Origin of the sequence: Streptomyces sp. NPDC090025, assembly GCF_044748125.1 — a bacterium.
In the GTDB taxonomy this organism is placed as follows: Bacteria; Actinomycetota; Actinomycetes; order Streptomycetales; family Streptomycetaceae; genus Streptomyces.
The window spans coordinates 263994-287995 of record NZ_JBIVFL010000009.1 but is presented as its reverse complement, the minus strand read 5'-3'; the positions used below and the strand labels follow the sequence as shown (position 1 = coordinate 287995).

29 protein-coding genes are annotated in these 24002 nt (G+C 72.4%); 18 read left to right on the top strand and 11 right to left on the bottom strand.

Going from position 1 to position 24002, the window contains the following annotated elements; translation table 11 throughout:
- Position 1 precedes the first annotated feature (1 nt).
- The 4 genes from ACIPXM_RS22150 to ACIPXM_RS22135 all read right to left on the bottom strand — a co-directional run bounded on the left by ACIPXM_RS22150 (position 2) and on the right by ACIPXM_RS22135 (position 2439).
- Positions 2 to 766 (bottom strand): hypothetical protein, encoded by a 765-nt coding sequence (locus ACIPXM_RS22150; RefSeq protein ID WP_401657888.1) that lies wholly within the window; start codon positions 764 to 766, stop codon positions 2 to 4.
- A 39-nt stretch (positions 767 to 805) separates the two neighbouring features.
- Positions 806 to 1393 (bottom strand): CYTH domain-containing protein, encoded by a 588-nt coding sequence (locus ACIPXM_RS22145; RefSeq protein WP_401657886.1) that lies wholly within the window; start codon positions 1391 to 1393, stop codon positions 806 to 808.
- A gap of 157 nt (positions 1394 to 1550) precedes the next feature.
- Positions 1551 to 1850, bottom strand: a complete 300-nt coding sequence (locus tag ACIPXM_RS22140) for a hypothetical protein (RefSeq protein ID WP_401657884.1) — start codon at positions 1848 to 1850, stop codon at positions 1551 to 1553.
- A 79-nt stretch (positions 1851 to 1929) separates the two neighbouring features.
- Complete coding sequence (locus tag ACIPXM_RS22135) at positions 1930 to 2439, bottom strand: nucleoside-diphosphate kinase (protein ID WP_030344300.1); 510 nt, start codon at positions 2437 to 2439, stop codon at positions 1930 to 1932.
- A 408-nt stretch (positions 2440 to 2847) separates the two neighbouring features.
- Between ACIPXM_RS22135 and ACIPXM_RS22130 the strand changes: the two genes are divergently transcribed.
- Positions 2848 to 3507 carry an NUDIX hydrolase gene (locus tag ACIPXM_RS22130; RefSeq protein ID WP_401657882.1) on the top strand — a complete coding sequence of 220 codons (660 nt, stop codon included), beginning with the start codon at positions 2848 to 2850 and terminating at the stop codon, positions 3505 to 3507.
- Positions 3504 to 3917, top strand: a complete 414-nt coding sequence (locus ACIPXM_RS22125) for an NUDIX hydrolase (RefSeq protein ID WP_401657880.1) — start codon at positions 3504 to 3506, stop codon at positions 3915 to 3917. Before ACIPXM_RS22130 ends, ACIPXM_RS22125 begins: the two co-directional genes overlap by 4 nt.
- 133 nt (positions 3918 to 4050) lie before the next feature.
- On the opposite strand, the gene ACIPXM_RS22120 is transcribed toward ACIPXM_RS22125, so the two are convergent.
- The gene (locus ACIPXM_RS22120) at positions 4051 to 4263 is read right to left on the bottom strand and encodes an acyl-CoA carboxylase epsilon subunit (RefSeq protein WP_401657878.1); all 213 of its coding nucleotides are present in this window, start codon (positions 4261 to 4263) and stop codon (positions 4051 to 4053) included.
- The gene (locus ACIPXM_RS22115) at positions 4260 to 5876 is read right to left on the bottom strand and encodes an acyl-CoA carboxylase subunit beta (protein WP_401657876.1); all 1617 of its coding nucleotides are present in this window, start codon (positions 5874 to 5876) and stop codon (positions 4260 to 4262) included. Before ACIPXM_RS22115 ends, ACIPXM_RS22120 begins: the two co-directional genes overlap by 4 nt.
- A 96-nt stretch (positions 5877 to 5972) precedes the next feature.
- Between ACIPXM_RS22115 and ACIPXM_RS22110 the strand changes: the two genes are divergently transcribed.
- The gene (locus ACIPXM_RS22110) at positions 5973 to 7019 is read left to right on the top strand and encodes an acyltransferase domain-containing protein (protein ID WP_401657874.1); all 1047 of its coding nucleotides are present in this window, start codon (positions 5973 to 5975) and stop codon (positions 7017 to 7019) included.
- Here the strand turns inward: ACIPXM_RS22110 and ACIPXM_RS22105 are convergent.
- Complete coding sequence (locus ACIPXM_RS22105) at positions 7007 to 9442, bottom strand: multicopper oxidase family protein (protein ID WP_401657872.1); 2436 nt, start codon at positions 9440 to 9442, stop codon at positions 7007 to 7009. The two genes, ACIPXM_RS22110 and ACIPXM_RS22105, sit on opposite strands and share 13 nt — an antisense overlap.
- A 108-nt stretch (positions 9443 to 9550) precedes the next feature.
- On the opposite strand from ACIPXM_RS22105, the gene fabG reads away from it, so the two are divergent.
- From fabG to ACIPXM_RS22055, 10 genes are all read left to right on the top strand, one after another.
- Positions 9551 to 10291: a 3-oxoacyl-ACP reductase FabG gene (gene fabG, locus ACIPXM_RS22100; protein WP_401657870.1), complete on the top strand. Its 741-nt coding sequence runs from the start codon at positions 9551 to 9553 to the stop codon at positions 10289 to 10291.
- Complete coding sequence (locus tag ACIPXM_RS22095; RefSeq protein ID WP_401657868.1) at positions 10288 to 11925, top strand: peptide MFS transporter; 1638 nt, start codon at positions 10288 to 10290, stop codon at positions 11923 to 11925. The genes fabG and ACIPXM_RS22095 overlap by 4 nt, the downstream gene beginning before the upstream one ends.
- A gap of 132 nt (positions 11926 to 12057) precedes the next feature.
- A complete protein-coding gene (locus ACIPXM_RS22090) occupies positions 12058 to 12378 on the top strand; it encodes a TcmI family type II polyketide cyclase (protein ID WP_401657866.1) in 321 nt (106 codons plus the stop codon).
- A gap of 42 nt (positions 12379 to 12420) precedes the next feature.
- The gene (locus ACIPXM_RS22085; RefSeq protein ID WP_401657864.1) at positions 12421 to 12843 is read left to right on the top strand and encodes a cupin domain-containing protein; all 423 of its coding nucleotides are present in this window, start codon (positions 12421 to 12423) and stop codon (positions 12841 to 12843) included.
- Positions 12843 to 14111 (top strand): beta-ketoacyl-[acyl-carrier-protein] synthase family protein, encoded by a 1269-nt coding sequence (locus ACIPXM_RS22080; protein WP_401657862.1) that lies wholly within the window; start codon positions 12843 to 12845, stop codon positions 14109 to 14111. The genes ACIPXM_RS22085 and ACIPXM_RS22080 overlap by 1 nt, the downstream gene beginning before the upstream one ends.
- Complete coding sequence (locus ACIPXM_RS22075) at positions 14108 to 15358, top strand: ketosynthase chain-length factor (RefSeq protein WP_401657860.1); 1251 nt, start codon at positions 14108 to 14110, stop codon at positions 15356 to 15358. The genes ACIPXM_RS22080 and ACIPXM_RS22075 overlap by 4 nt, the downstream gene beginning before the upstream one ends.
- Positions 15359 to 15443: 85 nt before the next feature.
- Positions 15444 to 15698, top strand: coding sequence for an acyl carrier protein (locus ACIPXM_RS22070; protein WP_401657858.1), 255 nt, complete (start codon positions 15444 to 15446; stop codon positions 15696 to 15698).
- A gap of 1 nt (position 15699) precedes the next feature.
- Complete coding sequence (locus tag ACIPXM_RS22065) at positions 15700 to 16161, top strand: SRPBCC family protein (RefSeq protein ID WP_401657856.1); 462 nt, start codon at positions 15700 to 15702, stop codon at positions 16159 to 16161.
- The gene (locus tag ACIPXM_RS22060; RefSeq protein WP_401657854.1) at positions 16158 to 16508 is read left to right on the top strand and encodes a putative quinol monooxygenase; all 351 of its coding nucleotides are present in this window, start codon (positions 16158 to 16160) and stop codon (positions 16506 to 16508) included. Before ACIPXM_RS22065 ends, ACIPXM_RS22060 begins: the two co-directional genes overlap by 4 nt.
- A gap of 46 nt (positions 16509 to 16554) precedes the next feature.
- Complete coding sequence (locus ACIPXM_RS22055) at positions 16555 to 16989, top strand: SCP2 sterol-binding domain-containing protein (RefSeq protein WP_401657852.1); 435 nt, start codon at positions 16555 to 16557, stop codon at positions 16987 to 16989.
- Between the two features lie 88 nt (positions 16990 to 17077).
- Here the strand turns inward: ACIPXM_RS22055 and ACIPXM_RS22050 are convergent, their stop codons facing one another.
- Both ACIPXM_RS22050 and ACIPXM_RS22045 read right to left on the bottom strand, forming a co-directional pair.
- The gene (locus tag ACIPXM_RS22050) at positions 17078 to 17818 is read right to left on the bottom strand and encodes a SchA/CurD-like domain-containing protein (RefSeq protein WP_401657850.1); all 741 of its coding nucleotides are present in this window, start codon (positions 17816 to 17818) and stop codon (positions 17078 to 17080) included.
- A 38-nt stretch (positions 17819 to 17856) separates the two neighbouring features.
- Positions 17857 to 18303: an anthrone oxygenase family protein gene (locus ACIPXM_RS22045; protein WP_401657848.1), complete on the bottom strand. Its 447-nt coding sequence runs from the start codon at positions 18301 to 18303 to the stop codon at positions 17857 to 17859.
- Between the two features lie 214 nt (positions 18304 to 18517).
- Between ACIPXM_RS22045 and ACIPXM_RS22040 the strand changes: the two genes are divergently transcribed.
- The 5 genes from ACIPXM_RS22040 (at position 18518) to ACIPXM_RS22020 (ending at position 21572) form a co-directional block, all read left to right on the top strand.
- Positions 18518 to 18973 (top strand): anthrone oxygenase family protein, encoded by a 456-nt coding sequence (locus ACIPXM_RS22040; RefSeq protein WP_401657846.1) that lies wholly within the window; start codon positions 18518 to 18520, stop codon positions 18971 to 18973.
- 105 nt (positions 18974 to 19078) lie between these two features.
- Entirely contained in the window at positions 19079 to 20137 is a 1059-nt protein-coding gene (locus tag ACIPXM_RS22035) for a methyltransferase (RefSeq protein ID WP_401657958.1), read from the top strand.
- Positions 20138 to 20180: 43 nt separating this feature from the next.
- A complete protein-coding gene (locus ACIPXM_RS22030) occupies positions 20181 to 20930 on the top strand; it encodes an SDR family NAD(P)-dependent oxidoreductase (protein WP_401657844.1) in 750 nt (249 codons plus the stop codon).
- Between the two features lies 1 nt (position 20931).
- Positions 20932 to 21249, top strand: coding sequence for an antibiotic biosynthesis monooxygenase family protein (locus tag ACIPXM_RS22025; RefSeq protein ID WP_401657842.1), 318 nt, complete (start codon positions 20932 to 20934; stop codon positions 21247 to 21249).
- Positions 21246 to 21572: an antibiotic biosynthesis monooxygenase family protein gene (locus ACIPXM_RS22020; RefSeq protein WP_401657840.1), complete on the top strand. Its 327-nt coding sequence runs from the start codon at positions 21246 to 21248 to the stop codon at positions 21570 to 21572. The genes ACIPXM_RS22025 and ACIPXM_RS22020 overlap by 4 nt, the downstream gene beginning before the upstream one ends.
- A gap of 159 nt (positions 21573 to 21731) precedes the next feature.
- On the opposite strand, the gene ACIPXM_RS22015 is transcribed toward ACIPXM_RS22020, so the two are convergent.
- Together ACIPXM_RS22015 and ACIPXM_RS22010 are read right to left on the bottom strand one after the other, a co-directional pair.
- Positions 21732 to 22745 carry a beta-ketoacyl-ACP synthase 3 gene (locus ACIPXM_RS22015; RefSeq protein WP_401657838.1) on the bottom strand — a complete coding sequence of 338 codons (1014 nt, stop codon included), beginning with the start codon at positions 22743 to 22745 and terminating at the stop codon, positions 21732 to 21734.
- 148 nt (positions 22746 to 22893) lie between these two features.
- Positions 22894 to 23982, bottom strand: coding sequence for a hypothetical protein (locus tag ACIPXM_RS22010; RefSeq protein WP_401657836.1), 1089 nt, complete (start codon positions 23980 to 23982; stop codon positions 22894 to 22896).
- Between the last annotated feature and the right edge of the window lie 20 nt (positions 23983 to 24002).

Here is a 24002-nt window from a genome sequence, read left to right as displayed (position 1 = left end):
GTCAGACCAGGCCCTTCTCGGCGAGCGCGTAGCGCACGGCCGCGGTGCCGCTGGCCCCGGCGAGGTAGGCCCGCTCCGAGACCAGGACCAGGTCGAAGGCGAGGCCACGCAGCCGGTCGAACGCGGGCTCACGGACGCACAGAGCGTCCGGCCACCACTTCACCTTCGGCAGGCGGTAGCGGTCCAGGGCGTCGGCGGCCTTGACCACGTCGGTGATGCGCTCGGCCCGGGCGTGGTCGGACATGTCGTCGGGGGCGAACGCCTCGTACGGAACGTCGTGCAGTCGGACGGCGGTGGCCACCTGCACGATCCGCCGGGGTGTGGCGGCGAGGCCGAAGTGGCCCCAGACGGTGTCGGCGTTCGCGGCGAGCCAGATGGCCGCGCGGGCGCCATGCCCGCGGTCGTCCTGGTCGTGGCGCCGCTGGCAGTCGTGTACGGCTGCGGCGAGGATCGCCGTGGCGGTGTCGGCGTCGTCGAGGCCGTTCGCTTCGGCGAGGACGGCGGCGAGCGCCGCCGTCCTCATGGCGTGCCGGACGCCGTGGAGCGAGGTGTACAGGCGGGGGTCGGCCCACCACCGGGTGGGCAGTCCGCCGTGCGCGAGCAGCTCCTTCGACTGCGGGCGCAAGGCCGGCAGCGTTGTCGGCGTGAGGTCGGGCCTGTGGTCGCTGATCCACGCGACGGTGGCGTGGTCCATGTGCTGGTGGAGCGGGAGCTGCCCTTGGGCAGCCAGGTCGATCAGACTTGCGGTCAACGGGGTCGTGCTCACTCGTGCCCACCCCCTTGGTGGTCTCCGCGGTGATGTTCCCTACCGGATCGGCGCGGCGGCCTGCTGCTGGCGCTCCTTGCGCTCCTTCTCGGCTGCCTCGAAGGCGGCGGTGAAGTCGGCCATCTCCTGCTCCGCCATCAGGGTCATGCCGAGCGTCGTGGCGACGTCCGTGATTTTGGCCTCGGCTTCGACGCGAGTGGCGTCCGAGGCGCCGTCTTCCAGCAGGACCTCGAACTCGGCGTGGTAGCCCCACGCCTCGCTCCACTTGACCGCGATCTCCACGTCGTCGAGGCGGAAGTTGTGACGGAAGGTGAACGCCTCGTGCATCGCCGCCTCGAACCCGAGGGCGTTGAACACCTTCACCGCGGCGGGAACGTCTGCGGGGGCGATGGCGAACTCGGTCTCCTCGAAGGCCGCCCCCTGCCCGATCTTGCTCCCCTTGAGGGTGATCTTGGCGGTGCCGGCGGCGGTGTTGTCGGTGACCTTCAGGAGCTGGTCGGGCAGCACGTAGAAGTAGATGTGCTTGTCGTCGGGCCCCAGGTCCTCCCCGTCCGCCTTCAGGCGGGTGACGAGCTGGTCGTAGACCTCCTTGGTGAAGCGGGCGCGCATCTCGATCTCGACGGCCACGGGGCTGCTGCCTCCTCGTTTCAGGCATGGCGAAGCCTGCCGGACCCTGCTGTGCGGGGCTGTCCGGTCAGGCGATCGCTATGGGGTTGGTGGTCGAGAGCGGGGTGATGCGGCCGATGCGGGTGCCGGCCGCATCACCCCGGTGGATCGGCGGGTATCAGCCGAGGGTGCCGAAGCGCTCCTCAACCACACCCGAGTGCAGGTACGTCGGCAGTTGGACGCCTCCCACCGACGTACGGCCGGTGGCGACCTGCTCCTCCGTCTCGCTGGGGAAGCCCTCCAGCAGACGCAGGCACTGCTGGGCCCATTCCTGCGACGCGGGCCAGTCGCCCAGGTCGCGGTGGCGCACCGCCAGGGCGTACGCGGTCTCGGTGGCCGCCCACCGGTCGGTCGCCAGCTCACGCTGGAAGATCGACTCCAGCTCGTCGGTGGCGGCCATGCGGGTCTGGTTGATCATGGTGCCCTCTCGGTTCAACGGTCGTGCCCCAGTGGTGATCAACGCCCCGGCGCCTCTGCGGTGACGCCGTGACCCGCTGCTAGTACGTGTAGATCTCGGCCAGCGTCTTGTAGTCCTGCAGCTCGTCCTTGTCGAACCACAGCTCCACCTCCTGCTTGGCCTCCTCCGCGTTGCCGGAGGCGTGCACGAGGTTCGCGACCGCCTTGCCCGAGGCGATGCTGGCTGCCGCGCTGTAGTGCGAGAAGTCGCCCCGCACCGTGCCGGCCGGAGCCTGGTTCGGGTACGTGCTGCCGACGATCTTGCGAACGGTGGCGATGGCGTCGAATCCCTCCAGCACCAGGGCGATGACCGGCCCCTGCTGCATGAACGTCGCCGTGAGGTTGTAGACCTCCGAACCCAGCCGCTCTTCAAGATCGAAATAATGCTTGCGGGTGAACTCCTCGTCCATCCACTTCATTTTCGTGCCGACGATCTTCAGCGCGGCATCCTCGAATCGAGTGATGATCCTCCCTGCCAGGCCACGCGCCAGCGCATCGGGCTTGAGCAGGACGAGCGTGCGCTCGACAGTGTGTGCCTGAACCTCGGCCATTGACTCCCTTTCACCTTGCCAGCAACCGAACATGACGGACGATCAGCCGTCGTCCGCTGAGGTTACCGGCGCTGACAGGGCGGACTGGTCGTGCGGGCAATACCCCAGGCGAGCGAATGCCGACCAAGCTGAGGCCAATCAGCCTATCGAGAGTCCCGATTCGGCCAACTTCTCTGTCTCCACTATCCGCTGGGGGTGCACACCTAGAATCTCCCTGTGGTCGTCTGATGCTCTCGTGCCTCTCATACGCCTCCCAGGGACTAAGTCTTCGGCGGGTGATTCCTTGGCCCCTGGTGACTCCGATTCTTCCGGGGCCCTTCCTGCGTGACCATGAAGTGCCAGTGCAGTGGGAGTGCACTTTTGGCGCGCGGATTCCTGCACCGGGGGCGGCGATGAGGGGACGGCCTTGTGGACGTGATTGAGCGCTGGAGCGGCCGGTACGCCTGCCTGCTGCAGTCCGCCCTACGACTCGGCAACGAACAGTTCGCCGCCCACCTGGGCATTGCCGCGAGGACAGTGGCCGCCTGGCACTCCGACGCGTCCGTCGTGCCTCGCAGGGAGATGCAGCAGCTCCTCGACACAGCCCATGAACAGGCTCCTCCGGCCGCGCGACAGCGCTTCGCGCTCCTGCTCGCGAAGGAACAGGTCCCAGTCGACTCGACACCGCCCGGCGCGCAGGCACTACGGGTGGCCATCGCGGTGGTCGTCCGCGAGAGCGATGTCCTCCTGGTGTGCCGACGGGACGACGACGCCGCCGGCATCACATGGCAGTTCCCGGCCGGCGTCATCAAGCCGGGAGGTAAAGCGGAGACCACGACCGTGCGGGAGACCTTGGACGAGACGGGTGTCCACTGCGCGGTCCGGCAGCACCTCGGAAACCGCCTTCACCCCGTGACCGGCGTGCTGTGCGAGTACTTCCTGTGCGAGTACCTGGCCGGTGAGGCCACGAACAGCGACGCCGCCGAGAACATCGACGTCATGTGGGTCCCCAGAAACTCGGTGTCCCGCTTCATCCCCGTCGATACGATCTTCCCACCCATCCTGGCCGCCCTGGAGGAGCAGACGTGACGAACCAGAACACGGACGAGCGCCCGGGCATCGCCGCCGCCATCGTGGTGAACGAGGGACGCGTGCTGATGGTGCGCCGCCGGGTCAGCGAGGGGCAGCTCTCCTGGCAGTTCCCGGCCGGAGAGGTCGAGCCCGGCGAGTCCCGCGAGGACGCCGCCGTGCGGGAGACCCAGGAGGAGACCGGGCTGACCGTGGCGGCCGTGAAGCTGCTCGGCGAGCGCGTACACCCGAAGACGGGCCGGTTGATGTCGTACACCGCGTGCGAGGTGCTGGGCGGAACGGCCCACGTCGCGGACACCGAGGAGCTGGCCGAACTGGCCTGGGTCGCCCATGGCGAGATCCCGGAACACGTGCCGTACGGACTGTTCGAGCCGGTGCAGGACTACCTCGACACAACCCTGCTTTCCTAGGCTAGGCACCCTGGACCACGGTCATCCTGCGGGGGAGTGGTCGGGCCCGGTGACCACGACCGTACGGCGCGACGATCCGCACCGTCCATGCGGGAACGCGACCATGCGCGTCCCCGCATAACCCGGCCCAGCATCACGGCGCCCGCCACGCCCCCGCCCGCCCCGCCGACCACGCCGCCGCCGGCGCTGCCAGCGGGCTCGTCGGGCGGGGCCAGATCGCCGGGGGCGGGCCGGGCGGGGGATCGGGCGCGTGGGACGAGGCCAGGGCCTGGAGGACCAGGATGCAGGCGGCCAGTTCCTCGGGGGTCGGGGTGCCGCGCAGGACGCGGATCGGGGTGGGGGTCACTGGGGCTGGTTCCCGTGTTTGCGGCTGGGCAGGGGGGCGTGTTTGGCGCGGAGCATGGCCAGGGCGTCGATCAGCCGGGTGCGGGTCTCGGCCGGGTCGATGACCGAGTCCACCAGGCCGCGTTCGGCCGCGTAGTACGGGTGCATCAGCTCCGCCCGGTACTCCTTCACCAGCCGGGCGCGGGTCGCGTCCGGGTCGGCCGCCGCCGCGATCTCGCGGCGGAAGACCACGTTGGCGGCGCCCTCCGCGCCCATCACGGCGATCTCGTTGCTCGGCCAGGCCAGCGACACGTCGGTGCCGATGGAGCGCGAGTCCATCACGATGTACGCGCCGCCGTACGCCTTGCGCAGGATCAGCTGCACCCGCGGCACGGTCGCGTTGCAGTACGCGTACAGCAGCTTCGCGCCGTGCCGGATGATGCCGCCGTGCTCCTGGTCGACGCCGGGCAGGAAGCCTGGCACGTCGACGAGCGTGACCAGCGGGATGTTGAAGGAGTCGCAGGTCTGCACGAAGCGGGCGGCCTTCTCGGACGCCTTGATGTCGAGGACCCCGGCGAACGCCGACGGCTGGTTCGCGACCACGCCCACCACCTGCCCGTCGAGCCGGGCCAGCGCGCAGACGATGTTCGTCGCCCAGTTCTCCTGGATCTCCAGGACGTCACCGTCGTCGACGATCTCCTCGATCACCGCGCGCATGTCGTACGCGCGCCCCGGGTCGGCCGGGACCAGGTCGAGCAGCGCCTCGGTGCGCCGGTCCGGGCGGTCCGTGGCGGGGGCGGCGGGCGGCAGCTCGCGGTTGTTCGCGGGCAGCATCGAAAGCAGGTGGCGGACGTCCTCCAGGCAGGACTCCTCGTCGTCGCAGGCGAAGTGCGCGACGCCGGAGACCGAGGCGTGGGCGTCGGCGCCGCCGAGGGCGTCGTGGGTGATGACCTCGCCGGTGACGGCCTGCACCACGTCCGGCCCGGTGATGAACATCTGGGCGGTGCCGCGCACCATGAACACGAAGTCGGTGAGCGCCGGGGAGTACGCGGCGCCGCCCGCGCAGGGCCCGAGGATGACGCTGATCTGCGGGATCACCCCGGAGTTGCGGACGTTGCGGGTGAAGATGCCGCCGTATCCGGCGAGCGCGGTGACGCCCTCCTGGATGCGGGCGCCCGCGCCGTCGCAGAGGCCGACGATAGGCGCCCCGGCGGCCTCGGCGAGGTCCATCAGCTTGTGGATCTTCTCGGCGTGCGCCTCGCCGAGAGCGCCGCCGAAGATCCGGAAGTCATGGGCGTACGCGAACACCGTGCGGCCGTGGACCTTGCCCCAGCCGGTGACGACGCCGTCGGTGTGCGGGCGGCGGTCCTCAAGACCGAAGCCGGTGGCGCGGTGCCGGCGCAGTTCCTCGATCTCGGAGAAGGTGCCCTCGTCGAAGAGGAGGGCGATCCGCTCGCGGGCGGTCAGTTTGCCCTTGGCGTGCTGGGCCTCGGTGGCGCGTTCGCTGGGGCCGCGGCGGACCCGCTCGCGCAGCGCGGCGAGTTCTTCCGCGCGGTCGCGCAGGCAGCCGTCCACCGGGGCCGTGGCGCCGGTGCTGATCCCGGGTCTCGGGGGGATTTCCTCGACAACGGTCATGCGACGCAGGATGCGCCGGGGTGCTCAAGGCGGGCTCGAACGCTTCTGCATGGGGCACTGGAGAACGGCTCGATCGGTGCGGACCACCCTGGTGCCATGACACCTGGACCTCCCGCCGCCCCGCGGCGTCGTTCCGTCGTCCTGATGTTCCCGGGCACCGGGGCGCAGCATCCCCGGATGGCGGCCGGGCTCTACCCGCACGAGCCGGTGTTCGCCGCGGCCGTCGACGAGGTCCTGGGGCTGCTCGGGCCGGTCGGCGCGGAGGCGCGGGCGGACTGGCTGGCGGCCGAGCCGGTGGTGCCGATGGCGGCGGACACCCGGTCGGCGCCGCTGCTGTTCGCGGTGAACTACGCGATGGGGCGGCTGGTGGAGAGCTGGGGGGTGCGGCCCGACGGGTATCTCGGGCACAGCATGGGCGAGTTCACGGCGGCGGTGCTCGCCGGAGTGTTCTCGCTGCCGGACGCGGTGCGGCTGCTGTGGGCGCGGGTGCTGATGCAGCGGACCACGCCGCCGGGCGGGATGCTGGCGGTGGCGGCGGCGCGCGAGGACCTGGCCGGGTACGTGGGCGGGTACCCGGGCGGCGAGGTGGTGGTGGCGGCGGTCAACGCGCCCCGGCACACGGTCCTTTCGGGTCCGGACGGGGCCCTGGCGGAGGTCGCCGCCCGGCTGGTGGCGGACGGGGTGACGTTCCGGGCGCTGGCGGCGCGCAGCCCGTACCACAGCCCGGCGCTCGCCCCGCTGGTCGCGCCGACGGTGGAGCTGCTGCGCCCGATGCGCCTGGGGGCACCCCGTACGCCGCTGCATTCGGCGTACACCACCGAGGAGTTGAGTGTGGCGACGGCGACGGCGCCGGAGTTCTGGGCGGGGCAGCCGACCGCCCCGGTGCTGTTCTGGCCGACGCTCGACCGGCTGCTCGGGGAGCGGGACCTGGTCCTGGTGGAGGCGGGTCCCGCGCAGAGCCTGACGGTCATCGCGCGCGGGCATCCCGCCGTACGGGCCGGGCACAGCGAGGTGGTGGCGACGCTGCCGCCGCGGGCGAAGGGGCCCGAGGAGGACCGGCGGTGCGTGCGCGCGGCCCGCGAGCGGCTGCTCGCGCTCGCGGGGCCGCGCGTCGTCACGCCCGCGTCGGTTCACTCGGGCTGATTGCCGCTGGCCCGGCCGGAGTGGTACGGGCTGGTCACGCCGTCGTAGGTGAGGTGCAGGACCATGCCGTCGCGGGCGTGGTCGAGGTTGTGGCAGTGGTCCATCCAGACGCCGGGGTTGTCGGCGCGGAAGGCGACCTCGTAGCGCTCGCCGGGGGCGACGTTGAGGGTGTCGGTCCACCAGGGGCTGCCGGTGGCGCGTTCGCCGTCGCGGGACAGCACGAGGAGCCGGTGGCCGTGCAGGTGCATCGGGTGGTCGTCGAGGCTGCGGTTGACGAAGGTGACCTTGACCAGGTCGCCTTCCTTGACGAGGAGCGCCGGGATGTCGGGGTAGACGGCGTTGTTGACGGTCCACAGCATCATCGGGCGGCCGTCGAAGAAGCCGACGCTGTTGCCGAGGACGAGGTGGAACTCGCGGTCGTAGTGGCTGGCGGGCCCGAAGGGGGTGTCGGCGGGGCTGCCGTAGTGCAGCGGGTCGAACAGCGGGCCGTCGACGGGGGCGGGCGGCGGGGTGGTGTTCCCGGCGGGGGCGAGGGTCAGCGAGGCGGTCTCGACGCGTCCCGCGCCGTAGGCGCCGTCCTCGCCGCAGCCTTCGAAGCCGTGGCTGGCGCTTGAGGCGTTGGCGTCGCCGATGACGGTGAGCCGGACGGGTGCGGCGGGCTGGACGTAGGTGACGTCGAGGCGGCCGCCGCCCGCGACGCGCAGCCGCCGGTTGGTGAGGTCGGAGGGGGCGTTGGTCTCGTTGCCGTCGAGGGCGGCGACCTTGAACGGGGTGCCGGCGAGGGAGTACGTACGGGGGCAGTTGTCGGCGTTGACCAGGCGCAGCCGGACCGGGGTGCCGGGGGCGACGGTCTCGGTGCGGGGCTTGGTGGAGTCGCCGAGGGCGGTGCGCAGCAGGCCGCCCATGCCGTTCTGGCCGCTGAGGGCGCCACCGCCGCCGCGCGGGGGGCCGCCGCCGTCCTGCTGTTCGTCGGGGCGGCCCTCGCTGTCGGCGATGGGCCAGGCGTGGGCGACGACGGTCCGGTCGACGCCCTGCGGGCGGGCGCCGGGTTCGTCGACGACGAGGGCGCCGAACAGGCCGCGGGTGACGACGGTGCTGGACTGCTGGTGCGAGTGGTACCAGAAGGTGCCGGCGCGGGGTGCCTTGAAGCGGTAGACGTGGCGTTCGCCGGGCTTCACGGCGTCCTGGGTGACCCCGGCGACGCCGTCCTCGGCGTTGGGGACGTCGACGCCGTGCCAGTGCACGGTCACCCCGTCCTCGACGTTCTGGTTGATGAGCACGACCTCGGTCAACTCACCGCGTACGAGGCGGAGTTCGGGTCCTGGCAGGGTGCCGTTGAAGGCGAGCGCCTCGATCTTCTCGCCGGACTTCAGGGTCATGGTGCGGGTGGTCGCGGTGAGGGTGATCCGGCGGGCGGGCCGCTCGTCCTTCGGCCCTGTGAGGGTGGCGACGTCACGGGCGGCGGTGTGCCCGGCGGCGGGGCCCCCGCCGAGGTCGAGCTTGTGGGCGTGCTGGGCGCCGCCGAGGGTGTCGGGCAGCTTGCTGTCCTGCCACATCAGTCCGCAGCCCGCCGTGGAGAAGAGCGCGACGCAGGTCAGCAGGGTGATCGGGCGGATCAGGCGGCGGGCCCTGGACGGCCTGGTCCAGGCGGTGTCGGCGAGGTCGGCGCGGGTGCGCTGCTGGAGCAGCAGCAGGCCGCCCGCGACGGCCGCGAACAGGGCGAGTTCGAGGACGAACGGGCCGGTGTAGGTGGGGGTCGGCGGGTGCAGGGTGAGCACTCCGGCGACCAGGGCGACCGCGAAGCAGATCCGCACCGGGACCACGAGCCGGGGGTCGGCGGCGGCGGCGCGCAGCGCGGGTCCCGGCGCGGCGGGCCCGTCGGGTCCACCGGGTCCGCCGGGGTACGGCGGCCAGGGTCCGGTTCCGGCCACCGCGGGCCCGGCCGCCGTGGTCCCGGCGGTGCCGTCTGCCGCCGTGCCGTCCGCGGCGAGCGCTCCAGCACCTTGTCCTGCGGTACGGGTGGCCCCGGCGGGCACCGGTTCGGCGCGCCGCCCGGCCGGTGCGGGCCCGGCCTGCGGGGCCGGGTCGCCGTCCCGGGCGAGGCGGCCGAGCCGTACGTACGCCGGGACGGTGAGCGCGGCGACCGCGAGGCCCGCGACGGACAGCGGCACGGCCGCGAAGAGGACGAAGTCGGCGGCGGCGCGCCAGCCCGCGGCGGCGGCGAGGCCGGCCGCGAGCGCCACCCGCAGGGCGAGGACGAGCAGCGACACCGAGACGAGGACGAGGCCGAGCCGGGCCCTGCGCCGCAGCGAGCGGGCGGTGCGCCGGGTCGCCAGGGTGCGGGCGCCGCGCGCCGCGTAGGCCCAGAAGACCGCGGCAAGCACGGCCCACAGCAGGTTCTGCTCGAAGAGGTTCTCCACCATGTGCCCAGCGTGGCGGGGGCCCTTCGAGTCTGCCTCGAGGCCGCTCGACGATGCTCGCCGCGGCCGTGGCAGCCGCCCCGGCCACGGTGCGGCGAAGGGGACGGGAAGATGACCGGAAGGCGCGTTGCGCTGGTGACCGGCGGCTCGCGGGGCATCGGCCGGGCGATCGCGGTCCGGCTCGCGGAGGGCGGCCACGACATCGGCTTCTGCTCCCGCTCGGCGGACGAGGCGGCCCTGGAGACGGCCCGGCTGTGCCAGGAGGCGGGGGCGGCCGTGCACCACGCGGTGTGCGACGTGACCGACCCGGCGGCGGTCGGCGCGTTCGTGGCGGGCGCGGAGGAGAAGCTGGGCGCGCCGTACGCGGTGGTCAACTCGGCCGGGGTGCTGAAGGACCGGCCGATGGCGCTGATGTCGGCGGCGGACTGGCAGGCGGTGGTCGGCACCAGCCTGGACGGCGCCTTCCACACCACGCGCGCGGTGGTGCGCGGGATGCTCACCCGGCGGGCGGGCGCGATCGTGAACGTGTCGTCGGTGATCGGGGTGTACGGCAACCCGGGCCAGACCAACTACGCGACCGCGAAGGCCGGTCTGAACGGGCTGACCCGGGCGCTCGCGAAGGAGGTCGCGCCGTACGGGGTGCGGGTGAACGCGGTGGCGCCGGGCTTCATCGAGACGGACATGCTGGACGGGATGTCGGAGAAGGCGCGGGCGGCGGCGGTCGGCAAGGTCGCCATGGGCCGGTTCGGCACGGCGGAGTCGGTCGCCGAGCTCGTCGCGTTCCTGCTGTCCGACGCGGCCGACTACATCACCGGCCAGGTCGTGCAGATCGACGGCGGCATCGCGCTGTGACCACGTCGGCGTCCGATGCCCGGCCGGAGACCGCGCCGTCGGTGGCGGCGGCGGACCGGCCGCTGCGGTCGATGTTCCGCGAGCGCTGGTTCAGCACCCTGTTCCTGACCGACATGTGGGAGCGGTTCAGCTTCTACGGGATGCAGGCGCTGCTCTTCCTGTACGCGACGGCGCCCCGTGCCGAGGGCGGGCTCGGGCTCTCCGACGGCACCGCGGGCGCCCTGTTCGGGCTTTACATCTCGGCGTCGTTCCTGGCCGCGATGCCGGGCGGTTGGCTCGGCGACCGGGTGCTCGGCACCCATCGGGCGATGCTGACGGGCGCGGTGGTGATCGCCGCCGGGCACGCCTGCATGGCGATCCCGGCGCAGACCGCGTTCTATGTCGGGCTGATGCTGGTGGCCTGCGGCACCGGGCTGCTCAAGCCCAATCTGCCGGTGATCTTCGACCAGATGAACCCGGGCGCGTCGAGCGCCCAGCGGCAGGCCGCGTTCTCCCTCTTCTACATGAGCGTGCAGGTCTCCGCGCTGATCGGGCCGCTGGTGACGGGCGCGCTCGGGGAGCGGGTCGCCTGGCACCTGGGCTTCGGGGCGGCGGCCGTCGGGATGACCTTCGGGGTGCTGCAGTACCTGCGCGGGGCGCCGACCCTGCGCGGGGCCAGGACCGGGCCGAGCCGTCCGCTGCCGCCGGAGTCGATGCGCCGTCTGGTGCGCGGCGGCTGGGCGGCCCTCGTGCTCGCGGTGCTGCTCGCGGCGGGAGCGCTCGCGGCGGGCGGGGCGGCGCTGCATCCGGTGCTCGCGCTGTGCGGGCTCGGTTCGCTCCTCGCGCCGGTCTGGTACTTCCGGCGGCTGCTGCGCGGCGGCGAGCTGCGGGCGGTGGAGCGCGCCCGGGTGCGCGGCTATCTGCGGGTGTTCGCGCCGTCGGTGCTGTTCTGGGCGATGTTCGGGCAACTGGGCTCGGTGTTCAGCCTGTTCGCCCGGGAGCACACGGACCGCGAGGTGGCGGGGTTCCTGGTGCCGGCGAGCTGGTTCCAGTCGGCGCATCCGCTGTTCCTGCTGCTGCTCGCGCCGCTGTTCGCGTGGCTGTGGCTGCGGATCAGCGGGCGGCGCCCGTCTCACGGCGAACAGCGGGGCACCGAACGGCACGGCGGTGGGCGGAAGTTCGCGGCCGGGCTCGGGTTCGCCGCCGTCGGTTTCGCGGTGCTCGCCACCGGCGCCTGGTTCGCCGAACACGGCGGGGGCGACGGGACCGGCGCGACCGGCTCGGGCCTGGTGTCGCCCGCGTGGCTGCTCGTCGCGTTCCTGTGGGTGGCCTGCGGTGAGCTGGTGTTCGGCCCGGTGGGTCTGAGCAGCACGGCGGAGACCGCGCCGGAGGGGCACCGGGGCCGGATGATGGGCCTGTTCTACCTGGGCGCGGCGCTCGGCGCGGGGCTCGGCGGGCAGCTGTCCCGGCTGGTCGGGGTGGTGCCGCTGTGGAGCTACCTGGCCGGCTTCGCGGCGGTGGCCGCGCTCACCGCCGTACTCCTGCCACGTGAGCCCGACGGGCCCGCCACCGACCCCGCCCGTGACCGCTCAGCGGGGCAACGGCTCGAATCCGACGTCGAGTTGGGCTGGACTCCGCCTCAAGCCACCCGGTGAATCATCAACTTCGTCACACCGGCGGGGCCGAACCGCTCGACGCCGCCGGATCCGCCCGACCGCTCCGGGCGCGACCTCCCCAAGGGCTCCCCAGGGAGTACCGAGCAGTACCGAGCAGTTCGAGGAGTATCCATGGCTCATCGCACACTCATCGTCGCGCGGATGGCCCACGACGACGCGGAGAAGGTGGCCGCGCTGTTCGCCGAGTCCGACGCGACCGAACTCCCGCACATGATCGGGGTGCAGCGGCGCACGCTGTTCCGCTTCCACGGCCTGTACTTCCACCTCGTGGAGGCCGAGGCGCCCATCAACGGCAGCCTCTACCAGGCCCGCAGCCACCCGCTGTACGAGGACATCAACACCCGGCTGCAGGAGTTCATGACTCCCTACTCCCCCGACTGGCGGGAGCCGAAGGACTCGATGGCCGAGTCCTTCTACAGCTGGACCCCCTGAACCGCCGTCCGCCGCACCCGTCCCCCTTCTGTGGAGCACCCAATGCAGACCACCGACCTCATCAAGGTCGCCATCGACGACGTGCCGCCGAACCGCAAGCGCGGCGGCGACCTGCGTGTCCTGCTCAGCCCCAAGACCTGTGGCGCGACCTCGGGGTTCATGGGCGTCGGCACGCTGGAGCCCGGGGAGTTCGTCTCCGAGCACTACCACCCGCACTCCGAGGAGTTCTTCCACACGATCCGGGGCCGCATCCTGCTCCGGATCGACGGCGAGGAGCTGATCCTGGAGCCCGGCGAGTCCTTCATGGTGCCGATCGGCGTCCGGCACCGGATCGAGAACCCCGGTGACGAGCAGGCGTTCGTCGCGTTCTTCCTCAGCCCGCTGGCGCCGCGCCCCGAGCTGGGGCACGTCGACTGCGAGCCGCTGCCCGGCGAGGGCACCCTGCCCGAGGTGGGTGGCGCCTGATGACCGCGAGAGCCGTCATCACCGGGATCGGCGTGGTCGCCCCCGGTCAGCCGGGCCGGGAGAACTTCTGGGAGATGATCGTCAAGGGCCGCACCGCGACCCGGCGGATCACCCTGTTCGACCCGTCCCCGTTCCGCAGCCGGATCGGCGCGGAGTGCGACTTCGACCCGGAGGCCGCGGGCCTGTCCTTCCAGGAGATCCGGCGCACCGACCGGGCCGGCCAGTTCGCCCTGGTCGCCGCCCGTGAGGCGCTCGCCGACAGCGGCATCGACATGGACGCGGAGAATCCTCACCGGGTCGGCGTCAGCATCGGCAACGGCGTCGGCAACGCGATCTCCATGGAGCAGGAGTACCGCGCGGTCAGCGACAACGGCCGCCAGTGGCTGGTCGACCAGGGGTACATGAAGCCGCATCTGTACTCGTACGTGATGTCCAGCTCGCTGGCCGCCGAGGTGGCCTGGGCGGCGGGCGCGGAGGGGCCTTCGACGGTGGTCAGCTCCGGCTGCTGCGCGGGCATCGACGCCGTCGGCTACGCGGTGGACCTGATCCGCGAGGGCTCGGCCGACGTGATGGTGGCCGGTGCCACCGACGCGCCGATCTACCCGATCACGGTGTCCTGCTTCGACACCCTGCGGGCCTCCTCGACCAGCAACGACGACCCGGAGACCGCGTGCAAGCCGTTCGACCGGCGGCGCAACGGGCTGGTCCTCGGCGAGGGTTCCGCGGTCTTCGTGATCGAGGAGCGGGAGCGGGCGATCGCCCGGGGCGCCCGGATCTACTGCGAGGTGGCGGGCTACGCGGCCCGCGCCAACGGCTTCCACATGACCGGTCTGCGCCCGGACGGCCGCGAGATGGGCGAGGCGATCACCGCCGCGCTCGACGAGGCCAGGATCAACCCGGAGGAGATCGACTACGCCAACGCCCACGGCAGCGGCACCAAGCAGAACGACCGGCACGAGACCGCCGCCTACAAGCGGAGCCTCGGGCACCACGCGTACGACATCCCGGTCAGCTCGATCAAGTCGATGGTCGGGCACTCGCTCGGCTCGATCGGCTCGATCGAGATCGCGGCCAGCGCGCTCGCGATGGACCGGGGCGCGATCCCGCCGACGGCGAACTACGAGGAGCCGGACCCCGAGTGCGACCTGGACTACGTGCCGGGCACCGCGCGCGAGGCGGAGCTCGACGTGGTCCTCAGCGTCGGCAGCGGCTTCGGCGGCTTCCAGAGCGCCGTCGTCCTCACCTCGCCGAGGAGGTCGGCCCGATGAGCGCGAACACCACCGGCGCGAACACCACCGGCGCCAGCACCCCCGTCATCACCGGGATCGGCGTCGTCGCCCCCAACGGCCTGGACCGTGAGGCGTGGTGGCAGGCCACCCTGGACGGCAAGTCCGGGCTCGGCCCGATCACCCGCTTCGACCCGGCGCGCTACCCGGTGCGGGTCGCGGGCGAGGCCGACGGCTTCGACCCGAACGACCACGCCCCGCAGCGGCTGGTCAGCGAGACCGACCCGATGACCCAGTACGCGTTCGCGGCGACCAACCAGGCGCTCGCCGACGCGGCGGTGGACACCGGCTCGTTCGCCGACCTGGACATGGCCGTGATCACCGCCAACTCCTCCGGCGGTGTCGAGTTCGGCCAGCGCGAGCTGCAGAAGCTGTACGCGGAGGGCCCGCAGGCGGTCGGCGCGTACATGGCCATCGCCTGGTTCTACGCGGCGACCACCGGCCAGCTGTCGATCCGGCACGGCATGCGCGGCCCGTGCAGCGTGGTCTGCTCGGAGCAGGCCGGTGGCCTGGACGCGCTCGCCCAGTCCCGCCGGGTGCTCGCCAAGGGCACCAAGCTGGTGGTCTCCGGCGGCACCGACGCCTCGCTGTCCCCGTACGGCCTGGTCTGCCAGCTCAGCAACGGCAGGCTCAGCGAGGACCACCGCCCGGACCACGCCTTCCTGCCGTTCGACCCGGCCGGCGGCGGGTACGTGCCCGGCGAGGGCGGCGCCATCCTGACCGTGGAGTCCCGCGCGGACGCCGAACTGCGGGGCGCGCCGCGGCTGTACGCGGAGCTCGCCGGATACGCGGCCACCATGGACCCGCGCCCCGGCTCCGAGCGTCCGCCGGGGCTGCGGCGGGCGATCGACCTGGCCCTCGCGGACGCCGGGATGGTGCCCGCCGACATCGACGTGGTGTTCGCCGACGGGTACGGCGTGCCGGAGCTCGACCGGCAGGAGGCGGCGGCGATCACCGCGGTCTTCGGCCCGGCCGGGGTGCCGGTGACCGTGCCGAAGACGATGACCGGCCGGCTGTACGCCGGGGGCGCGGCGCTCGACGCGGCGGCGGCCGCGCTGGCGCTCCGCGACCAGGTCATCCCGCCGTCGGTGAACATACGTCCGGACCGCGCGCACCAGCTCGACCTGGTGACCGACTGGCCCCGGGAGACCCGGCTGCGCACCGCGCTGGTGCTGAGCCGCGGCTACGGCGGCTTCAACGCGGCGCTCGTGCTGCGCCGCACCGTCTGACCCGCTCGCTCTCCCCGTACGGCCCGCTCGCTCCCCGTACGACCGACCCACTCCCCGTACCGCTTCCCGTCCCCAGGAGGAACAGATGAGCAGCACCACCATGACCTTCGGCGACCTCAAGGAGATCATGAGCCGGTGCACCGGCGAGACCGAGGAGCTCACCGAGGAGCACCTCGCCGTCGAGTTCACCGACATCGGCTACGACTCCCTCGCGGTCCTGGAGATCGCCAGCCAGATCCAGCGGGAGTACGGCCTGCAGATCCCGGACGAGGCCATCGAGGAGATGAACTCGCCGCAGGCCGTCATCGCGTACGTCAACAACAGCCTCGCGGCGGCCTGACATGACCGCCACCGACAACAGCGTCGTCATCGACGCCCCGATGGACCTGGTCTGGGACATGACGAACGACGTCGAGTCCTGGCCGAGCCTGTTCACCGAGTACGCGGCGGCGGAGATCCTGGAGCGGGACGGGGCCACCCTGCGCTTCCGGCTCACCCTGCACCCGGACGAGAACGGCCAGGTGTGGAGCTGGGTGTCCGAGCGCACCCCGGACCCGGTGACCAGGACCGTGCGCGCCCGGCGGATCGAGACCGGCCCGTTCGTGTTCATGAACCTGCACTGGACGTACGAGCAGACCGGCGCGGGTGTCGCGATGCGCTGGCGCCAGGAGTTCGAGGTCCGTGAGGGGCTGCCGTTCGGCGACGCCGAGATGGCCGAGCGCCTGAACACCAACACCCGGCGCGAGATGGACCGGATCAAGGGCCTGGTCGAGCAGGCGGCGGCCGGGGCGGTGCGGTCGTGAGCGGCCCCGCGGCCGCGGCGGCGGGGCTGCGGGTGCTGCTCCAGATCCGGATCAAGGACGGTCAGGAGGCGGCGTTCGAGGAGCTGTGGCTCGGGCACGCCGAGACCGTCCGCACCTTCCCCGACAACCACGGCCAGCAGTTGCTCCGGCTGACCGGCGAGCCGGGCGCCTTCACGGTCCTGACCGACTGGACCGACGAGCCGTCCTTCCGGGCCTTCGAGCAGAGCCCGGAGCAGCAGGCGTACCTGCAAAGGCTGTGGCCGATGCGGGCCGGCGGCGAGATGCACCTGCTCGAACCGCTCCACGGGAGCACCCCGGCCGCCGCCCGTACCGCGGCCGGGTCCTGAACCGTTCCGACCGAAACCGTCCGACGTCGAGTTCCAGGAGGAACCGGTGAGTGTGCAGCAGGAACAGGTGACCGAGCTGATCGAGCTGGTCGAGGAGGTGCCGTCGAAGAAGCTGGAGGCGGCGGTCGCCGAGCGCGAGGGCGGCCTCGACGCGGCCCTTACGCTGGTGTTCGAGCTCCTCGTGTCGGAGTTCAACCCGGCGAAGGCGGCCGGGCAGAAGGGCGTCTTCCAGTTCGACATCGCGTCCACGGAGGGGCAGAAGCTCCACTACGTGCACGTCGAGAACGGCACGTGCCACACCGACAAGGGCCAGCACGAGAGCCCGGACATCACCATCGGGATCAAGTTCCCCGACATGATGGCGATGGGTGTCGGCAAGCTGCCCGGCGCGAAGGCGTTCCTGACGGGCAAGCTGAAGCTGCGCGGCAGCCCGCTGATGGGCACCAAGCTCGGTGAGTGGTTCGACCACCCCGAGGTGTGACGGCGCGGGGGGAACCCCGCGGGGCCGACGACCAACGCCAACCGCCGCCGGGCCAGGGCCCGGCGGCGGTTGGCGTTCAACGGTCCGATCAGTCCACCCCCAGGACGGACATGTGCGCGACGGACACCATGGCCTGCTCGTGCACCAGGGCCAGGTAGGCGTCGGGGTGGTCGGGCCGCTTGGGCTCGGCCAGGTAGGGCTGGAGCCAGGCGTCGGCGTCCTGCGCGTAGCAGACGTCGGTGAGGTAGCCGACGACGTCGTACGGGTGCCCGTCGTACTGCACCACCCGCACCAGGGTGTCCTGGTGCAGGAACAGCGCGGTGCGCACGATCGTCGGGTGGTCCGGCGAGAGCAGCAGGCTGGCCTTGCGGTTGACGGTGCCCCGCTCGCGTTCGAGCGCGACCCCGGCGCCCGCCCGCAGCTGGTGGCGGAGCGCGACCGTGCCCGCGGCGGGGCGTTCGTCGGGGCTGTGCTGTTCGAGGGCGGTCATCAGGCTGCGGTGGAAGTGCTGCCGGAAGCCCTCGGGGGTCTCGGTGTCGCGCGGCTCGACGAGGAACGGCAGGATCGCCCGCTCCGCCTCGTGCACGCCGGACTGCACCGACATGTGGCGGGCCACCCGGGCGGCGCTGACGCCGTCGTGGTGGATCACCCGGATCACCGTGTCGTCCTGCACGAACAGACCGGTGCCGAGCAGCATGCCGACGGTGCCGCCCGCGTCGTCCTTGATGACGGGCGAGTCGACCCGGGTGAAGTTGTGCGGCGCGAACACCTCCCGCAGGTCCTCCTCGCAGCCGGGCCTGACCCGGTAGGTGATGGCGTCGAGTGGCATGGCGGTTCTCCTCCTAGAGACGTACGGGTGCGGGTGGTTCAGGGGGTGGCGAGTACCGCGAAGGTCGCGGCCGTCAGGGCGAGCGCGGCGAGGGCCGTACGCAGCCGGTGCCAGGCGCGCCACAGCGGCCGCGGGTCCTCCCACGGGCCGTCGGCGGCGAGCCGGCTCAGCGAGCGGTTGATCGGCACGTTGCCGAGGTGCGAGACCGCCTGCACGCCGATGAGCAGCACGGAGGCGGCCGGGAACAGCACGTTGCCGGGTGACTCCGCGAGCCAGCCGAGCACGAATCCGCTGATGGTCACCACGTTGACGAGGATCGGCATCATCGGGTGGTAGCCCTTGCCCAGCAGGGCATGGGCGCGCAGGTAGTCGGCGCGGCCCATCGCCGACATGGCGGGACCCACGCTGACCAGGACGGCCACGAAGATGCCCGTGACGGTCCCCGTTCCGATCAGCACGACCCCGCTCAGCACTTCCTCAAGCATCACGACTCCCGGTCCGCGGTTCGATGTCCTCGCCACCCTGCTCCCACCTGCTCGATTCGCTGTGGAGGGGTGCTCGACGGGGGCGTCGACAAGCCGGGCGCGGCACGGTCGAGCGGTCTTCGAGTCCCTTTCGACCTGCGGATCCGAGAGTCGTCGCAGTGGTCCGCCGCGTGGCGCGGCGGCGGCTTCGGAAGGGTGATGCGTGGTGGACCCGATGCGGATACTCATGCCCCTGGCGCTGCTCGCCGGTGGGCTCGCGGCAGGCGGGCTCGCCATCTCGGTGCTCGCGGCACCGCTGTTCACCACCCTGCCGACCGGGATGTACGTCCCGGTGCACAAGGGTCTGGTGACCCGCTTCGACCCGTTCATGCCGATCTCGCTGCTGAGCTGTCTGCTGTGCGACCTGGCCCTGGTGGTGACCGCGCCGCTGATGTCGGTGCGGGTGCTCGCGGGGCTCGGGGCGCTGCTGCTCGGCGCCGCGATGACGGTGTCGCTGACCAAGAACGTGCCGATCAACCGCTGGCTGTCGACGCTCGACCCGCAGGCGCTGCCCGCGGACTTCGAGCGGCGCGACCCGCGCGAGCGGTGGATCCGGTGGAACCGGGTGCGCGGCTCGCTGGCGGTGGCGGCGCTGGTCGCGAACGTCGGCGCGGCCGGCGTCCTGATCTGACCCGCGCTCCGCCGCCGTACCCCGCTCCCTCGCCGTACCCCTCGCTCCCCCTCGTACCCCCGCTCCCCCTCGTACCGCCTCTACCTAGGAGAAGGTGTGGACACCATGACCGGTGTGGTCGGCCCGGCGATGACCGCCGCGCTGCCGCCCCACGTACGGCTGCTGCTGCTGACCGACGGCAAACGGATCTCCCGGGTGCTGCACGTGGTCGCCGAGCTGGGCGTCGCCGACCAGTTGGCGGACGGCCCGCTGACCGTCGCCGAGCTGGCCGAGCGCACCGAGAGCCACGCGGACGCGCTGGGCCGGGTGCTGCGGGTGGCCGCCGCGTTCGGCGTGTTCGTCCAGGAGGACGACGGCCGTTACGCGCTGAACGACGTGGCCGCCTGCCTGAGGTCCGGCACCCCCGGCAGCCAGCGGGACATGGTGCTCTACAACGGCGACGAGATGCTGTGGCGCTCGTACGGGCAGCTGCTGCACACGGTGCGGACCGGCGAGCCCGCCTTCGAGGCCGCGTACGGGCACACCTTCTTCGAGCACCTGGAGCGGGAGCCGCGCGCGGGCGCCCTGTTCGACCGGGCGATGACCGGGATGAGCCGGGCCACCTCGCGGATGCTGCTCGACGGCTACGACTTCGGGCAGTACGGGCGGATCGCCGACATCGGCGGCGGCCGCGGCCTGTTCCTCGCCGAACTCCTCGCCCAGCACCCGACGGTGCGCGGGGTCCTGGTGGACCGTCCGTCGGTGACGGCCGAGTCCGCCAAGGCGTTCGCCGAGGCCGGGGTCACCGAGCGGGTCGAGGTGGTGCCCGGTGACTTCTTCGCGCCGCTGCCGAAGGGCGCCGACGCCTACGTCCTGAAGGCCGTGCTGCACGACTGGGACGACGAGAAGGCCGCCGCGATCCTCGGCCGGATCCACGAGGCGCTCGCCGACAACCCCGAAGGCCGCCTGCTGATCTGCGAGTTCCTGGTCGGCCCGGCCAACGAGTGGGACCGCGGCAAGCTGCTCGACCTGGACATGCTGGTCCGCTTCGGCGGCCGGGAGCGCTCCGAGGCGCAGTGGCGCGAGCTGCTCGCGACGGCGGGCTTCGAGCTGGTCGGCGAGCCGGTGCCGGGCCGCTGGGCGGTCCTGGAGTGCCGCCCGCTGCCGCTGCCCGACGCCTCCTGACACCCCTGACGCATTCCCGTACCCCGAGAACGGAGAACACGACATGGAACTTCGACTGGTCGGCAAGAACGCGCTGGTCACCGGCGGCAGCCGGGGCATCGGCCGGGCCACCGTGCTCGCCCTGGCCAAGGCCGGCGCCACCGTGGTGACCTGCTACCGGCAGGAGGGCGAGGCCGTCGAGAGCCTGGCCCGCGAGCTGAAGGAGATCGGCGGCGACCACGCCCTGGTGCGCGCCGACGTCGGCACCGCGGAGGGCGTGGAGCTGGTGCTCGCCGCCTGCCGGGAGCGCTTCGAGACGCTGGACGTGCTGGTCAACAACGCCGGTGTGATCAGCCAGATCCCGTTCGCGCAGCTGCCGTTCGAGGAGTGGGAGCGGGTCGTCACGACCAACCTCACCGGCCCGTTCATGGTGATCAGCAAGGCGCTGCCGCTGCTCCGCGAGGGCTCCTCGGTCATCAACATCGGTTCGCGCGGCGCGATGGCGGGCATCCCGCTGCGCGGCCACTACACGGCCTCCAAGGCCGGTCTGATCGGTCTGACCCGCTCGCTGTGCAAGGAGCTGGGCGGCAAGGGCATCCGCTTCAACGTGGTCGCCCCCGGTGTCATCGACACCTCGGAGCCGGACGAGCTGACCGACGAGCAGCGGGCCGCGTACAACGAGCGCTACCTGCGGATGATGGCGCTCGGCCGGTTCGGCCGCCCGGAGGAGATCGCGGGCGCGGTGCTGTTCCTGGCGAGCGACCTGTCCACGTACGTCAACGGCGAGACCCTGCACGTCGACGGGGGCGTCTGAGATGGCGGCCCCGGCGGGGTCGTTCCGGGTGCTGCTCACCGTGCAGGTGAACCCGGGCATGGAGGAGGACTTCGAGCGGGTGTGGTCGGAGGGCAGCAAGGAGGTCACGGCGCAGTCCGCGAACCTCGGGCACAGCCTGGCGCGCAGCGCGAAGCCCGGTGAGGAGTCGGTGTACTTCGTGGTGAGCGACTGGACGGACATGGACTCGTTCCTGACCTTCGAGCGCAGCCCGGAGCACGTGGCGCACCGCGAGAAGCTGCACCCGTACCGGTCCGGCGGCTCGCTGGCGATGATGCGGCTGGTGGAGGCCGCCGGATGAGCGGGGCGGCGGGCCGGGTGCGGATCATGCTGCACCTGCGGCCGTCCCCGGCCGACCCGGCGGCGGTGGACGCGGTGACGGAGGCGTACCACCGGATCAGCAAGGACCTGGCGGGCACCCCGGGGCTGCTCGGCAACGAGCTGCTGCGGATCATGACGGACCAGGGCGCGTACGCCGTGCTCAGCGAGTGGGAGTCGATGGCGGCCTTCCGCGACTGGGAGGCGGGCTCCGCGCACCGCGGCACGACCTCGCCGCTGCGGCCGTTCCAGGACACCGAACGGCCCAGCCCGTTCGCGCTGTTCGAGGTGCTCGCCGCGTACTAGGGCGTGTGAGCACCAGCCACCGAAGCGCCGTGGTGGGCCCCGGGCCCGCCGCGGCGCTTCGGCGTGCGGGGCGGGGCGATGGCGGGCGGGGAACAGGACAGCACGACAGGGCGCCCGGAGCCTGCTGGCTCCGGGCGCCCTTGTGCCGTACGGGGAGGGTCAGGGCAGCCGGACGACCTGGCCCGCGTAGACCAGGCCCGCGCCGAAGCCGATGAGCAGCGCGAGGTCGCCGGAGTGGGCCTTGCCGGAGGACAGCAGCTCCTCCATGGCCATCGGGATGGAGGCGGCGGAGCTGTTGCCGCTGGTGACGATGTCGCGGGCGACGGCGGTGCGGTCGGACAGGCCGAGCTGCTCGACGACGACGTCGGTGATGAGCATGTTGGCCTGGTGCGGGATGAACGCGTCGAGCTGGTCGACGGTCACCCCGGCGAGCTCCAGCATCTTGCGGGCGGCCGGGACGATCTCGTTGGTGGCCCAGCGGTAGACCTTCCAGCCGGACATGGTGATGGCGGGCCGCCCGTCGGGCCGTTCGCCGGTGCCGTCGTGCCAGGGGTCGGTCATCTTCAGGGCCGCGTTGCGCGAGCCGTCGGCCTGCCAGACGACCGGGCCGATGCCCGCCTCCTCGGCGGGACCGACGAGAACGGCACCGGCGCCGTCGGCGAACAGGAAGGCGGTGTCGCGGTCGGCGTGGTCGAGGATGTCGGTCATCCGCTCGGCGCCGATCACCAGGACGTAGTCCGAACGGCCAAGGCGTACCAGGTCGTTGGCGAGCGCCACGGCGTGGCAGAACCCGGCGCAGGCGGCCGAGATGTCGAAGGCGGCGGCCTGCCGGGCGCCGATCCGGTGGGCGACCTCGACGGCCACCGCCGGCATCTGCTCCATGGAGGTGATGGTGGCGACGATGACGGTGCCGACCTGGTCGGCGCCGATCCCGGCGGCGGCGAGCGCCTTCTCGGCGGCCGTGCTCGCCATGGCGGGCAGGGTCTCCTCGGCGGAGGCGTAGCGCCGGGTGCGGATGCCGGACCGGCTCTCGATCCAGGCCGGGTCGAGGCCGGTGCGCTCGGCGATCTCGGTGTTGGGCACGGACCGCTCGGGGCGGTGGACGCCGAGACCCAGGAGGCGGCTGTGCCGCAGCTCCTGGGTGTCCCGGATGACGGGGTGGGTCGTGGTCATGGTGGCCGGTCGTCCTTTCGGGGCGAGCTCGGTGGAGGTCGGTGGCAGGGCTCGGTGGAGGTCGGTGGCAGGGCACGAGGCCGCCGGGCGATCCGGCGGCCTTCGGTACGGGGCCGTACGCGAGGTACGAAGGGGGTACGGGGCGGGGTCAGCGCCCGGCGGCCGCTCCGGCGCGCGGGGTGTGCGCGGCGGCGGCCCGGCCGCGCTTGGTCAGGCCCCAGGGCTTGTAGGTGGAGATGGTGGTCATCGCGACCAGGCTGGCGAGCGCCACGAACGCGGAGGCGGCCATCGCCCAGCCCACCGAGTCGAGTTCACCGCCACGGGTCGGCGCCCCGGCCGCGACCAGCTCGTTGGCCTTGAGGATGAGCTGGTGGATGACGGAGAAGCCGAGCACCATCACGCCCATCGTCCACCAGAACTTGACGGACACCCAACGGCGGCGCAGCAGGCCCCACTTGGTGCCCGCGCCGACGACGATGCCGGTGATCAGGGCGAACATGCTGGTCATGCCGAGGAAGATCTCGTCGAGCAGCGACATGGTCCGGTACATGGCGGCCTGCTGCTCGGCGTCGCCGGTGGTGGCGCCCGCGACGGACATCGCGAACATGCCGGTGACCAGGCCGAGCCAGCCGACCGAGATGGCGACGTGGCAGGTGAGGACCAGCTTGCGCATCCGCTGGGTGATCATCCGGCTGTTCTCGCGGACCTCGGCCATCCAGGCGTTCACGGACGGCACGAAGAGCAGCACCAGGCCGACGACGGAGGGGATGAGGCTGGCCACGGCGAGGCTCGCCTGGAGCGGGCCGACCAGCGGGCGGCCGCCGAGTCCGGCGAGGCCGAGGCCGGTGAAGACCAGGCCGAGCGCGGTGAAGATGGTGAGCAGCACCCGGCCCCACTGGCGGCCCGCGCGCAGCATCTCGGCGAAGAAGCCGAACAGGGCGCAGAAGGCGATGGTGAGCGCGAGGTCGCCGGTGGTGGCGGCACCGGCGACGCCGGTCTCGACCTGGTGGGCGATCTCGAAGACGTTGCTGGCGATGGCGGCGAGGGTGGCCACGATCACCATGGCGTAGGCCCAGCCGACGGCGGCCGGGGGCCGGACGGGCGCCGCCGCGGCGGCCTTGGCGGCGGCCCCGGTCCTGGCCCGCCGCGCCTCGGGGGCCGCGGGGGCGGCGGGCGGGGTGCCGCCGTCGGCGGGTCCGGTCGCGGGCCGCTGGTCTGTCCGGTCGGTGGTACTCACCGTCGCGCCTCCTTCAAGAC

Bases quoted from the DNA above. Each gene is read 5' to 3' on its own strand.
- ACIPXM_RS22140 (WP_401657884.1), bottom strand. From the start codon at position 1,850: ATGATCAACCAGACCCGCATGGCCGCCACCGACGAGCTGGAGTCGATC.
- ACIPXM_RS22135 (WP_030344300.1), bottom strand. From the start codon at position 2,439: ATGGCCGAGGTTCAGGCACACACTGTCGAGCGCACGCTCGTCCTGCTC.
- ACIPXM_RS22115 (WP_401657876.1), bottom strand. From the start codon at position 5,876: ATGACCGTTGTCGAGGAAATCCCCCCGAGACCCGGGATCAGCACCGGC.
- ACIPXM_RS22110 (WP_401657874.1), top strand. From the start codon at position 5,973: ATGACACCTGGACCTCCCGCCGCCCCGCGGCGTCGTTCCGTCGTCCTG.
- ACIPXM_RS22105 (WP_401657872.1), bottom strand. From the start codon at position 9,442: ATGGTGGAGAACCTCTTCGAGCAGAACCTGCTGTGGGCCGTGCTTGCC.
- fabG (WP_401657870.1), top strand. From the start codon at position 9,551: ATGACCGGAAGGCGCGTTGCGCTGGTGACCGGCGGCTCGCGGGGCATC.
- ACIPXM_RS22090 (WP_401657866.1), top strand. From the start codon at position 12,058: ATGGCTCATCGCACACTCATCGTCGCGCGGATGGCCCACGACGACGCG.
- ACIPXM_RS22085 (WP_401657864.1), top strand. From the start codon at position 12,421: ATGCAGACCACCGACCTCATCAAGGTCGCCATCGACGACGTGCCGCCG.
- ACIPXM_RS22080 (WP_401657862.1), top strand. From the start codon at position 12,843: ATGACCGCGAGAGCCGTCATCACCGGGATCGGCGTGGTCGCCCCCGGT.
- ACIPXM_RS22075 (WP_401657860.1), top strand. From the start codon at position 14,108: ATGAGCGCGAACACCACCGGCGCGAACACCACCGGCGCCAGCACCCCC.
- ACIPXM_RS22070 (WP_401657858.1), top strand. From the start codon at position 15,444: ATGAGCAGCACCACCATGACCTTCGGCGACCTCAAGGAGATCATGAGC.
- ACIPXM_RS22065 (WP_401657856.1), top strand. From the start codon at position 15,700: ATGACCGCCACCGACAACAGCGTCGTCATCGACGCCCCGATGGACCTG.
- ACIPXM_RS22050 (WP_401657850.1), bottom strand. From the start codon at position 17,818: ATGCCACTCGACGCCATCACCTACCGGGTCAGGCCCGGCTGCGAGGAG.
- ACIPXM_RS22045 (WP_401657848.1), bottom strand. From the start codon at position 18,303: ATGCTTGAGGAAGTGCTGAGCGGGGTCGTGCTGATCGGAACGGGGACC.
- ACIPXM_RS22040 (WP_401657846.1), top strand. From the start codon at position 18,518: ATGCGGATACTCATGCCCCTGGCGCTGCTCGCCGGTGGGCTCGCGGCA.
- ACIPXM_RS22035 (WP_401657958.1), top strand. From the start codon at position 19,079: ATGACCGGTGTGGTCGGCCCGGCGATGACCGCCGCGCTGCCGCCCCAC.
- ACIPXM_RS22030 (WP_401657844.1), top strand. From the start codon at position 20,181: ATGGAACTTCGACTGGTCGGCAAGAACGCGCTGGTCACCGGCGGCAGC.
- ACIPXM_RS22025 (WP_401657842.1), top strand. From the start codon at position 20,932: ATGGCGGCCCCGGCGGGGTCGTTCCGGGTGCTGCTCACCGTGCAGGTG.
- ACIPXM_RS22020 (WP_401657840.1), top strand. From the start codon at position 21,246: ATGAGCGGGGCGGCGGGCCGGGTGCGGATCATGCTGCACCTGCGGCCG.
- ACIPXM_RS22015 (WP_401657838.1), bottom strand. From the start codon at position 22,745: ATGACCACGACCCACCCCGTCATCCGGGACACCCAGGAGCTGCGGCAC.